10 protein-coding genes and 1 tRNA gene are annotated in these 15,548 nt (G+C 66.8%); 8 read left to right on the plus strand and 3 right to left on the minus strand.

Going from position 1 to position 15,548, the window contains the following annotated elements:
- Positions 1-47: 47 nt before the first annotated feature.
- From OSH07_RS16055 to OSH07_RS16085, 7 genes are all read left to right on the plus strand, one after another.
- Positions 48-1,586 carry a sugar ABC transporter ATP-binding protein gene (locus tag OSH07_RS16055; RefSeq protein ID WP_266339694.1) on the plus strand — a complete coding sequence of 513 codons (1,539 nt, stop codon included), beginning with the start codon at positions 48-50 and terminating at the stop codon, positions 1,584-1,586.
- Positions 1,567-2,574 (plus strand): ABC transporter permease, encoded by a 1,008-nt coding sequence (locus tag OSH07_RS16060; RefSeq protein WP_266339695.1) that lies wholly within the window; start codon positions 1,567-1,569, stop codon positions 2,572-2,574. The genes OSH07_RS16055 and OSH07_RS16060 overlap by 20 nt, the downstream gene beginning before the upstream one ends.
- Positions 2,571-3,566, plus strand: a complete 996-nt coding sequence (locus OSH07_RS16065) for an ABC transporter permease (RefSeq protein ID WP_266339696.1) — start codon at positions 2,571-2,573, stop codon at positions 3,564-3,566. The genes OSH07_RS16060 and OSH07_RS16065 overlap by 4 nt, the downstream gene beginning before the upstream one ends.
- A 32-nt stretch (positions 3,567-3,598) precedes the next feature.
- Positions 3,599-4,834: an acyl-CoA dehydrogenase family protein gene (locus OSH07_RS16070; protein WP_266339697.1), complete on the plus strand. Its 1,236-nt coding sequence runs from the start codon at positions 3,599-3,601 to the stop codon at positions 4,832-4,834.
- An 87-nt stretch (positions 4,835-4,921) separates the two neighbouring features.
- A complete protein-coding gene (locus tag OSH07_RS16075) occupies positions 4,922-6,325 on the plus strand; it encodes an LLM class flavin-dependent oxidoreductase (RefSeq protein WP_266339698.1) in 1,404 nt (467 codons plus the stop codon).
- A gap of 463 nt (positions 6,326-6,788) precedes the next feature.
- On the plus strand, positions 6,789-9,002 hold the full coding sequence (locus OSH07_RS16080) for an autotransporter domain-containing protein (RefSeq protein ID WP_266339699.1): 2,214 nt from the start codon (positions 6,789-6,791) through the stop codon (positions 9,000-9,002).
- A gap of 61 nt (positions 9,003-9,063) precedes the next feature.
- Positions 9,064-9,843 carry a DUF6065 family protein gene (locus tag OSH07_RS16085; RefSeq protein WP_266339700.1) on the plus strand — a complete coding sequence of 260 codons (780 nt, stop codon included), beginning with the start codon at positions 9,064-9,066 and terminating at the stop codon, positions 9,841-9,843.
- A gap of 525 nt (positions 9,844-10,368) precedes the next feature.
- On the opposite strand, the gene OSH07_RS16090 is transcribed toward OSH07_RS16085, so the two are convergent.
- The 3 genes from OSH07_RS16090 to OSH07_RS16100 all read right to left on the minus strand — a co-directional run bounded on the left by OSH07_RS16090 (position 10,369) and on the right by OSH07_RS16100 (position 11,771).
- A tRNA-His gene (locus OSH07_RS16090) sits at positions 10,369-10,445 on the minus strand.
- A 185-nt stretch (positions 10,446-10,630) separates the two neighbouring features.
- On the minus strand, positions 10,631-11,134 hold the full coding sequence (locus OSH07_RS16095; protein WP_266339701.1) for a phasin: 504 nt from the start codon (positions 11,132-11,134) through the stop codon (positions 10,631-10,633).
- 256 nt (positions 11,135-11,390) lie between these two features.
- Positions 11,391-11,771, minus strand: coding sequence for a phasin family protein (locus tag OSH07_RS16100; protein WP_266339702.1), 381 nt, complete (start codon positions 11,769-11,771; stop codon positions 11,391-11,393).
- Positions 11,772-12,110: 339 nt separating this feature from the next.
- On the opposite strand from OSH07_RS16100, the gene OSH07_RS24385 reads away from it, so the two are divergent.
- Positions 12,111-15,245: an ATP-binding protein gene (locus tag OSH07_RS24385; protein WP_277614306.1), complete on the plus strand. Its 3,135-nt coding sequence runs from the start codon at positions 12,111-12,113 to the stop codon at positions 15,243-15,245.
- The last annotated feature ends 303 nt before the right edge of the window (positions 15,246-15,548 follow it).

The following is a 15,548-nucleotide window of genomic DNA, read 5'->3' on the forward strand; positions in this document are numbered from 1 at the left end:
TGATCCTATCCAGGCCGTCGACGGCCCTGTTCTTCGAGTGAAGATTCTTGAATACGCGTTCCGATGATCTGGCGCTTGAGCTGGCAGGCCTCGTCAAGCAATACGGCCCCGTGCGGGCGCTGGACGGCGCCAATCTCTCGGTGCGGCGAGGCGAGGTCCATGGCCTTATCGGCCAGAACGGCGCCGGCAAGTCGACCATGATCAAGATTCTCTCCGGCCTCGAACGCGCAGACGCCGGGGAGATCAAAATCCGCGGCGAGGCCGTCGAGGGGCTGACGCCCGCCGAAGTGCTGACGCGCGGCATCGGCGTCATCTATCAGGATCGAATGACGATCCCTTCCTTCACCGTTGAGGAAGCGCTTTTCTACGCGACGCCCGCTGCCTCGGCCAATGGTGTCACGGTCAACCGCCGCGCCCTGCGGCGCAGGGCGGATGAGCTCATCGAGCGCTATTTTGGCGTAGGCCTGCCGAAGAACAGGCTGTTGCGGGACCTGACGACCGCCGAACAGCAGGTAGTTCACATCACGCGCACCTTGTTGCTCGGCCCACATATCGTCGTCCTCGACGAACCGACCGCCGCACTCGCCCGTCGGGAGGTGGAGAGTCTTTTCCGCGGCATCGAAGCCATGCGTCAGGACGGCATCACCGTCGTCTACATCTCCCACTATCTCCGCGAGATAAAGGAGATCTGCGACCGCATCACGGTGCTGCGCAATGGCCGCGACGTCGCCATCCTGAATGCCGGGACGGCCAGCATCGAGGATATGACCGGGCCGATGATCGGGAGCGACATAGGCTCGCTCTTTCCCGCGCGCGGGGAGAAGGCCGGCGCGCCGTTCTTCGTCGCCCGGGGGCTTGGACGACGGTCCGGCTTCCGCGATGTCGACCTCGTCGTTCGCAAGGGGGAGATCGTCGGCGTGACCGGGCTGATCGGCTCCGGCATCAAGGAATTCACGCGAGTGCTCTTCGGCCTCGACGCGGCCCATGACGGCGTCATGGAGATCGACGGCGCGGCCTACGCGCCGCGCACGCCGCGCGATGCGCTCGCCGCCGGCCTCGCGCTCGTGCCGGAGGATCGTCGCACCCAGGGCGTCGGGCTGCCGCTCTCGCTGCGCGAGAACATCGTCCTGGCGAGCCTCGAGCGCTTCAGCCGTTTCGGCTTCATGCGCCGCGATGCCGAGACCAAGCGGGCGAGGGGCTTCATTGCCTCGCTCAGCATCAAGGCGCCCGACGAGACGGTGTCGGCAGGAAGCCTCAGCGGTGGCAACCAGCAGAAGGTCGCCATCGCCAAGTGGCTCTGCCGGGAGGCCTCCCTTTACGTCCTCGACGAGCCGACCGTCGGTATCGACGTCGCGGCCAAGGCGGAAATCTATCGTCTGCTCCGCGGTCTCGCCGATGCCGGGCATTCGCTCATCGTCGTCTCATCGGATCTCGACGAGGTGAGGGGACTCGCCGATCGCGTCGTCGTCCTGCATCGCGGCTCAGTGGCGCTGGACGCGCGATCCGAGACCGTCTCTCCCTCGGCATTGCTAGCGGCCGTCGTCGGCGGCCGTCCGGAAGAAGCCCATGACATCCATCACCACTGAAGCGTCTCCCAAGGCGCGCGCCTGGGAGCGCAGCGAAATCGGCGCGCTGTTGCCGGCGATCCTCCGCGCCGGCGCGCTCGTCCTCTTCGCCGCGATCTTCGTCGTCCTCGCGATCCAGTCGCCACTGTTCCTGTCGCCGGGAAACCTGCTCGCCATCGTCTCGCAATCGTCGGTTCTCGGCGCTCTCGCTTTCGGCCTCACCATCGTGGTCATTGTCGGCGGAGACAACGCGCTGGCCGGCGGCATCGACCTGTCGCTGGCCGCGACTATGGGCCTGGCTGCTGCGGTCTACGCGACGCTTGTCCGGACCGGGCAACCGGAAGGGATCGCCATCGGGGCCGCGCTCGCGGCCGGCCTGGGCATCGGCCTGCTGAATGCCGTTTCCGTTGTTTGGCTCCGCATGTTGCCGCTGCTCGCCACGTTGGCTGGCATGACCATCGCGGTCGGCCTGGAGCAACTGGTGACCAAGAGCGCGACCATTCTCGTCGATAGCTCGCTGACGCGGTTTCTCGGCGGGACGGACGCCTTCGGTTTCCCGATGCTCGCCCATGCGCTCTTCGCGACGGCTGTGACGCTGGTGCTCGTCACGCGCTACACGACCCTCGGTCTCAACATGCAGGCGGTCGGCGGCAATCCGCTCGCCGCGCGTGCCGCGGGCCTACGCGTCCCGCTCTACATCGGTGGCTCCTATGTTGCGAGCGGCCTTTTTGGAGCGCTCGGAGGCCTGTTTTCGGTCAGCTTTCTCGGCGCCAGCTCGAAAGGGGCCGACGAGATGCTGCTGCCGATCATCGCGGCGACGTTTCTGGGCGTGGTGTTTTCGCGCCGTCTCGTGCCGACCATCGCCGGGACGCTCGCCGCAAGCCTCTTCATCGGCATGCTGACCAACGGCTTCCAGTTGCTCAACGTATCGAGCTACTGGGTCAGCGGTATCCAGGGAGTGCTGACGCTGCTTGTTGTCGCCGCCACGACCGTGAGGCCCCGGACATGAGCGTCCTCGGAGTTCTGGTTTCGCCCACGCGGGGAGAGACGGCCCGCCTGGCGCGGTTTTCGCGCTTCGGCCTGATCCTCGCCGTCGTCGTCGCCTTCCTCTTCTTTACGCTGCTCGCGCCCGGCTTCATCCAGCTTTCGAACCTGCGCGGCATCCTGGTCAACAATTTCGCGCTGCTCGCGATCGCGGCCATCGCCACGACGCTTGCGGTGCATAGCGGCGGCATCGACCTCTCGGTCGCGACGGCGATCGATCTCGCGAGCCTGGCCTTTGTCTCGGCGATCGTCCTCGGCGCCGACGTTCCGTTCGCCATCCTCGCCGCGCTCGCGGCAGCGGCATGCAGTGGGCTCTTCAATGCCCTGCTCATCGCGGGCCTCGGCATCCCTCCCTTCCTCGCGACGCTTGGCACCCTGTTCATCGGCCATTCCGTGCAGCAACTCGCGACGGGCGGTGGCAACCCGGTCTACATCTCGTTCAAGAGCGTGCCACCGGCCCTGCCGGTCCTGGCGCGGGGGAGCGTCGTCGGCGTGCCGATCCCCGTTCTGGCGGTTTTGGCGATGAGCCTCCTCGTCTATCTGCTGCTCGACCGCACGCGGTTTGGGCGCCGTAGCGCAGCGATCGGCGTCGAACCGCAGCTCGCTCATTATTCCGGCCTGCCGGTGCGCGCGACGCTTGCGACGGTCTATGTGCTCTCGGCCGTTATCGCGGGCACCGCCGGAATCTTCCTGTCGGCGAATGTCAGTGCCTACATGCCCTTCTCGGGCAATGCCTTCCTGATGAACGCCATAGGCGCCGTCTATATCGGCACGACGGTCAGCAAGGCACGCGCGCCGAGCGTGCCGGGCACACTCGCCGGCGTACTTTTCCTCGCCATCATCGCCAACGGGCTGCTGCTCATCGGCTGGGATTTCTACTGGCAGCAACTGGGTTCGGGCATCGCCATCTTCCTGTGCCTTGCCTTGAGCTACGGCGTCCAGCGATTGCGGTCCTGACCAGCCTGCCAAGCCTTCGGAGAACATGCGACATGACACAGATCGAGCTGGCCTGGGGTGAGGGGCCGAGCCAGGAATATGACGGGATCGCCGGACGCTTCCGCCCCGTATTTGCCCGCATCGCGGACGGCGCCGCCGCGCGCGAGGTCGCGCAGGGGCGGCCTGCCGAGCCGATCCTCTGGCTCAAGGAGGCTGGCTTTGCGCGCGCTCGCCTCCCGGTGGAGGAGGGCGGGCTCGGTCTTCGCCTCTCCGAGCAGTTCGCGCTGCTGATCGAGCTCTCCGAGGCTGATTCCAACGTGACGCAGGCCCTGCGCGCCCATCTCGGCTTCGTCGAGGACATCGTCGGTCTGCCGCATGGGGAGCGGCGGGCGCTCTGGGCTGGGCGGGTCGCGAGGGACGAGACGGTCGGCAGTGCCTGGACCGAAGTCGGCGACGCGCCGCAGTTCGGCTTTTCTACGCGCCTTGCGGAGCGGAACGGGCGCCATTTTCTGAATGGCGCCAAATTCTATACCACCGGCTCGCTGTTCGCGGACTGGATCGACGTCGGCGCCACCCGCGAGGCGGACGGCGAGACCGTCGCCGTTTCCGTGCGCCGCCAGGCACCGGGCGTCTCGGTCGTGGACGACTGGGACGGCTTCGGCCAGATCGGGACGGCGAGCGGCACGGCGACATTCGTCGACGTCGACGTCGCGGACGAGGACTTCGTCGTCGAGGCGGGACGCTTCGAATATTCGCCGGCTTACTACCAGCTCGTGCATCTCGCCACGCTCGCCGGCATCGGTCGCGCCATCGTTCGCGATGTCGGCACCCTGGTGTCGACGCGCCGCCGTTCCTATTCCAATGCCCCATCGTCCCAGCCCCGAACTGATCCGCAGGTCCTGCAGGTCGTCGGTCGCACGCGCGGCGCTGCCTATTCCGCCGGTGCCATCGTGCTGCAGGTGGCCCGAAGCCTCGATCGGGCTTTCGAGGCGAGGCTTGCAGGCGATGCGGAAGCCTACCGTCGCGCCGTCGATATCGCGGAGTTGGAAACATCGCAGGCCCTGCCGGTCGTCTCCAGCCTCATCCTCGACGCGGCGACGGTGTTGTTTGATGCCGTTGGGGCCTCGGCTACCCGCAAGGGGCTCGCGCTCGACCGTCATTGGCGCAATGCGCGCACGCTCTCCTCCCACAACCCGCGCATCTACAAGGACCGCATCGTCGGCGACTATGCGGTCAATGGCACGCCGCCGCCCGAGCAGTGGCAGATCGGCACGCCAGCCGGCGCCTGACGGGCTCTTCCATCCCGCGAGCCCGATGGGGCTTGCGTCTTGAATTTCGCCCGATGGCGAGCTCCGCGGCAGCGGAAAGGCAATGACATGTCCGAATTGATCCTGAACGCTTTCATCATGAACAGCCCCGGCCATCTCTCTCCGGGGCTCTGGACCCATCCGGACGACATATCGGTCGATTTCGGCACGATCGGCTTCTGGGTGCGTTTGGCAGAGCTTCTCGAGCGCGGGCTGTTCGACGGGCTGTTCATCGCTGATGCCTACGGACACTACGACGTGTTCGAGGGATCGCCCGGGCCGGCCTTCGCCCATGCGGTCCAGATCCCGCGCAACGATCCGCTGCTCTTGGTTTCGGCGATGGCCCATGCGACACGGCATCTTGGCTTCGGCATCACGCTCTCGACCTCCTACGAGCCGCCCTTCGCCTTGGCGCGACGGCTTTCGACCCTCGATCACCTGACCAATGGCCGGATCGGCTGGAACGTCGTCACCTCCTCCTCGGACAGCGCCGCACGCAATTTCGGGCTCGACCGCCAGCTGACGCATGAGGAGCGCTACGAGATCGCCGATGAGTATCTCGAGCTCTGCTACAAGCTCTGGGAGGCGAGTTGGGAGGAGGATGCCGTGGTTGCCGACAGGGCGCGCGGCCTTTATGCCGATCCTGCCCGCATCCATCCGGTCGATCATGCCGGCCGCCATTTCCGGGTGCAGGGACCGCACCTCGTCGCTCCCTCGCCACAGCGCACGCCGCTCCTGTTCCAGGCTGGCGCTTCCTCGGTCGGCAGGCGCTTTGCGGCCCGGAATGCCGAATGCGTCTTCGTCGGAGCCCCGTCCAAGACGGTGCTTGCCGGTAGTGTGCGCAAGCTGCGCCAGGCCTTTGCCGATGCCGGCCGGGACCCGGCGTCGATTGCGATCATTGCCGAGCACACGGTCATCACCGCGCCGACGAGCGCCGAGGCGCGCGACAAGCATGCGGAGTATCGCCGCCATGCGTCGCGCGAAGGGGCGCTGGTGCTGATGTCGGGTTGGACCGGCGTCGATTTCAGCCGCTTCGCCCCGGACGACGTGTTCGAGCACGTCGAAAGCGAGGCGATCCGGACTGCCGTCGAGGCGATGAGTTCGGCCGATCCTTCCCGAAAATGGACCGCCGGCGAGATCGCCGACTGGTGCGGCATCGGCGGGCTCAGTCCTGTCTCCGTCGGTAGTCCAAGCGAGGTCGCGGACGAACTGGCCAGCTGGGCGGCCGACACCGGCGTGGACGGCTTCAACCTTTCCTACGCCGTCCTCGATTCCGGCTTCCGTGACTTCATCGACCTGGTCGTGCCGGAACTGCAGAACCGCGGCCTCTACAAGACGGGCTATCGGGAAGGCACGTTCCGGCAGAAGCTCTTCGGCCGGGGCGACCGTCTTGAAGCGCCCCACCCGGCGGCTGTCGTGCGGGACGACTTCGCATCGGCCAGAAACCTACGGGCGACGCGCCTGAGGCCCTAGCAGCCGGCGCGAGGCTATCTGCTGAAGGACGAGGCAGCCGACCTGCTCATCGGCATCCTGCGCGCCGGCTCGATCGCGGCGAACTCTCCTTGTCACATCGGTGTGATCTACCGGCGGCTGCGCATCTCGACATGGGCCGGAAGCGGCCCTCGAGGCGGTTCGGCGCGGGTTCGGCTGATCTGGTCGACAGTGCCGCGAATGCCAATACCGCATAAGGATGCCTGCATTCACCGACGATTGGGCCGCCTTCGCCCCCCTGAACGGGGGCTGCCAGGTAGAGGCGCCTCAGGCAGTCTTGCCTTTGGGGGATGCCGGAAATCACTCGGCAAGGCGCTTTACCGGTTGCCGGGCTGGCATGCCGGGCGGCGGCGCGGCGAGCAACGTCACCTCAAAAACTGGATCCACTGGCCGGCCGCTGGGCGCGGTTGAAGGCCCTTGCGCTGATTGACCTTGAGGATGGCTCATGCTCTGCAGATCGAAATTCCTGATTTCCGTCGCGGTCGTCTCCCTGCTCGGATCGCGAGCGGTGTACGCCGGCGGCAGCGTGCTGCCATTGAGCGACATACCCGGCCCCCTGCCGGCCAACAATCTCGGCGTCGCCTATCTCGACATCTCGGGTGACGGCAATACGGTTGCCGGCATTGTGCGCACGGGCGTCTACAGCTATCGCCCCTACACCTTCACGGCGACCGGCAAGACCGAGCTTTCCATGCCTGCCGGCGACGATGTCGGTTATGCCTACGGTGTATCCGAAGATGGCACGGTGGTCGTTGGCTACACCTCCGTGGATCCCTATTCGCACAACAAGGCCCAGGTCTGGCGCAATGGCGTGCGGACGCAACTCGCGGACCTGGAGCCACAGCCCGACGCGCTTCTGACTCCGCGTTCCAGCATCGCCTATGCCGTGTCCGGCGACGGCCATGTCGTCGCCGGAACCAGTATCCTGTCCGCCTATCCCGGCGCGGGCGTCTATCACGCCGTGCGATGGGTGGATGACGGCGCCGCCCAGGACCTGCAAGGCGGAGGGTTCCTCTCCAGCATGGCGCGGGCCGCATCGAGCGACGGCAGCGTCATTGTCGGGTATGGCGGCGCATCGGCCCACACGGAAGAGGCTTTCCGATGGACGTCGTCCACCGGCATGGTCGGTTTGGGCGTCCTCGCCGCTCACGAAGCCGCCACGGCCCGCAGCCGGGCCCTCGGCGTCTCGGCCGACGGCGCCGTCGTCGCCGGCGTCTCGATGTCGGCAGCCGGCGCCCAGGAGGCGTTCCGCTGGACCGCCGGTAGCGGCATGGTCGGGCTCGGCTACTTCTCTGGCGGCACGTACAGCGCCGCAAGCGGCATCAATGCCGACGGCAGCGTCGTCGTCGGCAGCGCCGACCGAACGGGCGACGGTGTCGTCGGATTCCGCTGGACCGAGACCGGCGGTATGCAATCGGTCGGCGACTGGCTGTCGGCGAATGGTGTGTCGACGGGAACTGACAAGTTCACCTCCGCCGACGGTGTCGACGATACCGGCAACGTCGTGTTCGGCAATGGTCAGATCAACGGATCGACGCAGCGCTACATCGCTCGCGTAGCAACAACGCCAACTCCCACTCCGACCCCGACACCCACTCCGACCCCGACGCCGACACCGACGCCCACGCCCACTCCGACGCCTACGCCCACGCCTACGCCCACGCCTACGCCCACTCCGACTCCAACGCCGACCCCCACCCCGACACCGACTCCCCCCGGCACCGGCGTGATCGGCCTGGACGACTACATCGAGAGCCTGGCCAGTCTTGCAGCGCCGCTCTCGACGGTCAGCGCCATGTCCAACCTGAGCCTGTGGGGCGCGCATCATCGCATCCTGGCGGACAACGGGCTAAGCTCGAATCGCTGCTTCTGGATCACGGGGGATCTCTCCCGCCTGAATGACGGGGACGCCAATCAGTATGTCGGGGAGCTTGGCGCCTGCGCCGATGTCGGTGATTTCCGGATTGGCGGAAGCTTCGGCCTGTCCCGGGTCGACCAGGATCTTGCCTTCGGCGGCAGCAGCCGGATCGACGGCTACTATTTCTACGGCGAGGCCGACTACACCATTCCCGGAACCTCGATCGTCGCCAGCCTTTCCGGCTATGCCGGAAACTGGAACACCGATATCTCGCGCAACTACCTGAATGGCGCCGATGTCGACACCAGCACAGGCAGCCCGGATGCCCGCAGCTGGGCGGTTCGCGCGCGCGTCGATTGGCTCAATGCGGTGCAGTGGGGGCAGTTCTATCTGTCGCCCTATGCCGCCTACACGCAGGGCCGCGGCACGGTCGATGCCTATACCGAAAGCGGCGGCGGCTTCCCTGTCTCGATCGACGAATATAGCCAGACGGCCAGGGAGAGCCGCATCGGCACCTCGGTGAAGGTCGCGCTCGCCAAGCGGACGGAACTGCGCGTCAATGGCGAATGGGTGCATCGTTTCGATGGCGACGGCCCGCCGGTCACCGGCGAGATTCTCGGCGGTCTCGGCACCTTCGCGACGCCCGGCCAGAAAGTCTCCAGCGACTGGGCCCGTGTCGGCGCGGATCTCGACCAGCGCATCGGCGCAAACGCGGTGCTCACGGTGTCGTTGCATGGCGCGCTGGGACAGTCCGAAGACGCATCCGCATCGGGAAGCGTATCCCTGAAGGTCGGCTTCTGACCCTGGCGGGCGAGAGCGCCCCTCTCTCGCCCGCCGGAACCGCGCCAAACGAGAGCTGCCAATGGAACTGACCTGCTATCTCTATCCAGGCTGGAAGCCGCGCATTCGCGCGGCTTCATCGCGGCGCGGCTGGATGGACGCCACGCCGGAGGCCTTCGCCTATCGTTGCCTGCCGCTCGCGATCGCCAATTCGCATGGGTGGGAGATTCTGTCGCCCTGCAGCTTCGAGGCCGTCTGGAACGGAGGCATGGCCCCCGGCGACGTCATTGTGCGGGCGCATCCCGGCAGCCTGCCGCATGAACGTCCGGTCGGGCTCTTCGGCCAGGGCGTGCTGACCTTCCACATCGCCGGGATCCTGAGGACCTCCCCCGGCTGGAATCTGTGGGTCGGCGGTCCCGTGAACAGCGCCAAGGACGGTATTTCCCCCCTCTCCGGCGTGGTCGAGACTGATTGGTCTTCGTTCACCTTCACGATGAACTGGCGCTTCACGCGTCCCCACCATCCCGTACGGTTCGAGGAGAACGAGCCGTTTTGCCATATCTTCCCGGTCGAGCGGGCCGCGATCGAGATGACCGAGCCACGCTTCGCCTCGATCGAGGACGAGGCTGGCCTGAAGGAGCAGTTCGAGTCCTGGAGCCGGTCTCGCGATGCCTTCCACCGCAAGATGGCGCAGGAGCCGCCGGCGGCGCCGGCCGATAAGTGGCAGAAGTTCTACTATCGCGGCATCCATGCCGATGGCGCGGCGGGCATCGCCGATCATCAAACCAAGCTGCGGGCGCGGGAGTTCAAGTCCGAAAGTGGTAAGTCCTGTCCGATGTCGTCGCGCAACGGCGGTCGATAGGCCGCTGTCGCGCCCCTAGCTTGTCTCGTCTCGACCGCCTTGCGCCCGACCGCCCAGGCCATCGCCAGGAACGGAACGACTGCCGCGAACAACCCCGGCGAGAAGTGCCCTCGCGTCGCGAAGAGTGGCAGGGCGTGAAAGGAGATGGCGTTGATCGCCATCAGCGACGCGTATCAGCGGCGCGATCGGAAAGCTCGGGGCACGGCCGCTTGGGCGATGCCGAGCGCCACCACGGCGCCGTTGGTGACATGGAAATCCACCCACTCGACCGGACGCTTGATGACGCGCTGGCCCAGTGGCGCCAGTCGAAGACGAATTCTTCGAGGATGTGGATGACCTTGAACGTTTCGCTTTCTATCGCGCAATTCGAGCGGGACATGCGTCCCCCTCCGAGCAGCAGAGCCCATCGCTTCGGCGCCTTGGCGCGCACCAAGACTGGGCACATATCCGCAGCAGGCCACTAACCCGCGGAGTTATCGTCCCTATTCCGGGCAGAGGAATATCGGGGTTTGGGGGAGAATGCTTTGGTACAGTTGGGTGGGCTCGAACCACCGACCTTCGGAGCCACAATCCGACGCTCTAACCAACTGAGCTACAACTGCCTGCCAAAAGCGAGCGGAACCTAGAACCAAAGTTCGAAGGTTTCAAGTGCGGATTCGGACTTATCCGCAGGAGGTTTTCCGCTGTGCAAAAACGGCCCGATTTTCGATCGGGCCGTCATCATTCCAGTGCGATTCCGCCATCCGTCGCTCCGGCCGCGAACCGAGGCAGCCGCGACGGAAGCGGCTCAGTTGGGCTGGAAGCCCTTGAGCGCCTTCTCGACGCCCTGCTTGACCGGGCGCGAGGCGTCGGTGGCCAGCTTCTGCGTGAATTCCTGCAGGTCGCGGGTCTGTTCCGTCAGCGTGTCGAACTGCTTGCGAGCGAAGGACGCCTGCAGTTCCATCGCCTCGGCGAACGACTTGACGCTGAGGAAATCGCGAACGAAGGCGAAGGTGGCGTCGGAATGGGTCTTGGCGTTGTCGAGCGACTTGTGGCCGAGGGCGACGAGCCCTGTGCGGGTGGTCTCATAGCTGTCCTCGAGCGCTTCGGTCGCCTCTTCGGCCGCGCTCTTCAGCTTGGCATAGGCATCCTTCGAGCCGCTGACGGCCTTCTCGGCCATGTCGCGGAAGGCGGCCGGGACCTCGACGTTCGGCACGGCGAAGCTGAACGCCTCGAACGGCGCCTCGAAAGCCTTGCTCGACTTGGCGCTGGACTTGCTGCTCTTGGGGGAGGCGGAAATGGTATCGGACATGAACTGAAAGTCTCCTACGGGCTCCATGGCCGTCGCGGAGCCTGCGCCTGGATCCTGTTATTGGGTCCGTGGCAACCCCGATCGACTTGTTGTGACCATACGTCAACGAATTGTGCGGCGCAACAATTTATTGCAACGCACAATTCCAGAGCGATTTCAGTCCGTTAGGAGGGGCGCGCCGCATGGGCGCGCAAAAAGACTTGGCAGAGACGATGCGAATCTGCCGCTTTCACTATCAATCTGCCGGTCCGGCAGCCTATTTCTTCGCCTGCTGCTGGACGTCGCTTGCCGCCTTGCCCAGCGTCTCGGCCATGTGCTGGCCCTGGCTCTGCACCGTCTCGACCTGGTTCTTCAGGAAGTCCTGCTGGATCTGGCCGAGTTCCTCGACCGTCCGCGCGCGCACCAGCTTCTGCGCGAAATCGAAGGAGGCGGCCATGTTCGCTTCCAGGAAGGCGAGCGCCTGGCGATTGACGTCGCGGGCGCCGGATTGCAGCGTCTTTGCGGAGGTTTCGGACTTCTCGACGGCCTTCACCGTGGCGGTCATGAAATCGTCGAAGGCCTTCTTGGCCTGATCGACGCTCTTGTCGGCAAAGGCGCGCATCTGCTCGGGGATTTCGAACGCGGTCTTGTCAGCCATTGCCATCTCCCATGTTGAGGCAAGACAACAATAGCCCCTGCGGGGAGCGACGCAAGGCGAGCCTGCAGCGAATGCTTCCGCCTGGCTCAGATTTGATGGAAGACGCAAGCAACACATTAACCAAGGGATGGAAGAGATAAGGGAGCGCGGCCGCCACGGCGTGGACCGGGCAGGGGAGGCCCTATATTAGCTTGTCTCTGGACAAGGCGCCCCCTTGCCGCGACGCGATGGGGCGGCGGCAGCCGGGATGCGGGAACGGGATGCGCGAAAGCGGCTTGAACGGGAAGCCGCGCGGGGCGATGGTCAGAACGCCGGGATGGCGGGAAAAGTGACTTCTGTATGAGTGGACGCGATCTTGCCTATCTCGACCTGTCGGCGCTGCCGACCGTCGGACCGGCATTGCTGTCCGCGCAGCCGAGCTTCGTCTGGGCAGCGGACGGTCGCCGCGTGCTCTGGGCCAACGCCGCCGGCGCCGCCTTTTTCGGCGCCAGCGAGCTCGACCGCCTGCTCGAACGCCGCTTCTCGGACACGCTGCCCTCGACCGGCCAGATCGCCCGCTTCGCCCGGGCGCTGCCCATGGGCGCGGCGCGGATCGAGCGCATCAGCTTCGCGACCGGTGGCCGGCTGCAGAGCCTCGCCGCCAGCTGCACGCGCATTGCGCTCGCCGACAAGACGAGCGCCGTCCGCATCGCGCTTGAGGCGCCGCGCGGCGGCGCAGCCTCGCTCGTCGAGCGCGCCGAGCGGCTGACCGACGCGGTCGTCTCAGAGGATTGCCTGGTCGCCATTCTCGATGCCGCCGGCGATGTGGTCGCCGCCTCTGGCGGGCTGGATGCCCTGACGGCGGCGGAGAGCGCCATCGAGGCGCTGGTCGCCGGCATCGATCGCGGCGATGAGCGGCTGGTGAAACGCGTCATCCGCATCGACACCGTGCGCCGCCCCGCCGGCGTCGCCCGCTTCGAGGAGGATGGTCGCCGCTACCATCTGCTGATCGTCGGCCCGGCCGAGCGGGTCCAGCTGGAACCTCTGCCGGCCGTCGAACCGCCGCTGGTGGAACTCCCGGCCTCCGCGTCTGCACCGGTCGAGGCGGAAGCGCCCGGCGAGCCGCCGGCGATCGTGCCGGTGCCGGTTGCCGTTGCCGAACCTGAGCCGGCCGCCGAATCCGCACCCATCGGACCCGAGACGGCTCAGCCGCCGGTCGAGCGCGCCCGGTCGATGGCGGATATCGTCGAGGCGGTAAGCGAAACGGCGGTCGCCACGCCGGCCGAACCGGTCGATGTTTCCGAGCCCGAGCCCGAGCCCGAGCCCGAGCCCGAGCCCGAGCCCGAGCCGCAGGCAGAAGCCGAGGTGTCGGCGCCGGTCGAAGCCGCGACCGAAGCTGCCGCCGAGCCGTCGTCCGCGCCGGTCGAGGCGGAGGGGCGCTTTCAGTTCGTGCCGCCGTCCCGTCCCGTCCGCTTCGTCTTCCAGATGGACGCCGACAGCCGCTTCAGCTTCGTCTCGCCCGATTTCGCGATGGTGGTAGGGCCGAAATCGGCCGCGATCGTCGGCGTCGCCTGGGCCCAGGTCGCCGCCGAGCGCGGCCTCGATCCGCAGGGGGCCATCGCCGCACTGATCGCCCGGCGCGACACCTGGAGCGGCGCGACGCTGAGCTGGCCTGTCGATGGCATGGACCAGCGGGTGCCCGTCGATCTGGCCGCGTTGCCGGCCTTTTCGCGTGATCGCGCCTTCGAGGGCTATCGCGGCTTTGGCGTCATCCGTCCGGTCGAAACGCGGCGCGAGCCGCCGGCTTCCGTTCCCAAAACTCCCGGCGCATCCGCGCCTGCCGCTTCGCCGGCCCGCCCCACTGGCACCGAGCCGTCGAATGTCGTGCGCCTGCCGCGTCCCCCCGTCAGCGCGGCCGAGGCGGAGCGGCTGAGCATGCCGGAGCAGGACGCGTTCCGGCGCATCGCCGTGGCGCTCGGCGCCAAGGTGGAGGACACGCAGGTCCCGGCTTCGCGGCCGGCGGAGCCGGCCGAGAAGACGCCGGATGTCGGGATGCCGCCTGCGAGCGAGACGCCGGTCGCCGAGGCGCCGCCGTCTGTCCTGCCGCCCGAGGCGCCCGTCCCCGCGGCGCCGGAGATGCCGGCTGAGGCCGCAGCCGACCCGAACGACGAGGTGGCACCGGCCGAGCCGCCGCCGGCGGTCGAGCCGGAAGCCTTGCCTGACGAGCCGATCGCCGCGTCCGCGGCGCCGTTGCCGGAGCCGGTGGTGGAAGTCGCCGCCGAGCCCGCTGCTGTCGAGCCGCAGCCGCTGAACGAGGCACCGGTCGTCGCGCCGCGGGCCGTCCAGGATGGCCAACTCGTCGAGGATCTCGCCGCCGCCGGCCAGAAGATCGCCGAGTTGGAAGCGATCCTCGATACGGCGACCGACGGCGTCGCCGTCGTCGATGCCGATGGCAGCATCGTTCGCATCAACCGCAGCGCCGAGGCGCTGTTCGGCGTCGATTCCGCCCATGTGGCCGGCCTGCCTTTCACGCATCTGCTCGCCGAGGAGAGCCGCAAGTCGGCGCTCGACTATCTCGAGGGGCTGGCCCAGAACGGTGTCGCCAGCGTGCTGAACGACGGCCGCGAGGTCATCGGCCGCGTGCCGCAGGGCGGCCTCATCCCGCTGTTCATGACGATGGGCCGGCTCGGCGAGACGGGCAAGTTCTGCGCTGTGCTGCGCGACATCACCCAGTGGAAGAACGCCGAGGAAGAGCTGATCAACGCCCGGCGCGCCGCCGAGACGGCGTCGATGCAGAAGTCGGATTTCCTCGCCAAGGTCAGCCACGAGATCCGCACGCCGCTGAACGCCATCATCGGCTTCTCGGAAGTGATGATGGAGGAGCGCTTCGGCCCGATCGGCACCGAGCGCTACAAGGAATATCTGCGCGACATCCATGTCTCCGGCGCGCATCTGATGAGCCTGCTGAACGACCTGCTTGATCTCTCCAAGATCGAGGCCGGCAAGCTCGACCTGAATTTCGAGGCGGTGGCGCTCAACGACATCGTGATGGAATGCGTGGCGATGATGCAGCCGCAGGCCAATCGCGAGCGCATCATCATCCGCACCAGCCTTTCGAGCCTCGTGCCGAGCATCGTCGCCGATCCGCGCTCGATCCGTCAGATCGTGCTGAACCTGGTTTCGAATGCGGTCAAGTTCACGCTGGCCGGCGGCCAGGTGATCGTCTCGACCGCGCTCGAGGAACGCGGCGAGGTGACGCTGCGCATCCGCGACACCGGCATCGGCATGTCGGAGAAGGACGTCGAGACGGCGCTGATGCCGTTCCGCCAGGTCGCGACCTCGGCCAAGCATCGCAGCGACGGCACCGGCCTCGGCCTGCCGTTGACCAAGGCGCTGGTGGAAGCCAATCGCGCCGCTTTCCAGATCGACAGCGCCGTCGGCCAGGGCACGCTGATCCGCGTGACCTTCCCGGCGACCCGCGTGCTGGCGGGCTAGGGCAAGCAAGCCTCTCCCGCAAGCGGGTGAGGGGACGCGCCCATCCGGTTTTCTCCGAAGGTCCATGGCGATCAGGAACAGGCGCAAGCCAGAAAGCCCTCGCCCGCTTGCGGGAGAGGGTGGATGAGGGACTTGTTTCGATGGTCTGGTCCATCGGCGCGGATCGGCGACGCACCCGCGCACGATTTTGGCCCAACCCGAAGGGCTTGACGGAAACCGGGCCATTTCGGCGTCGCTACCGGCTCGTTGGGTGAGGCCCAACGTCGCCGTCATCTCCTTGAACTGACCCGATTTCCATCAAGC

Origin of the sequence: Kaistia nematophila, assembly GCF_026343855.1 — a bacterium.
Lineage (GTDB): Bacteria > Pseudomonadota > Alphaproteobacteria > Rhizobiales > Kaistiaceae > Kaistia > Kaistia nematophila.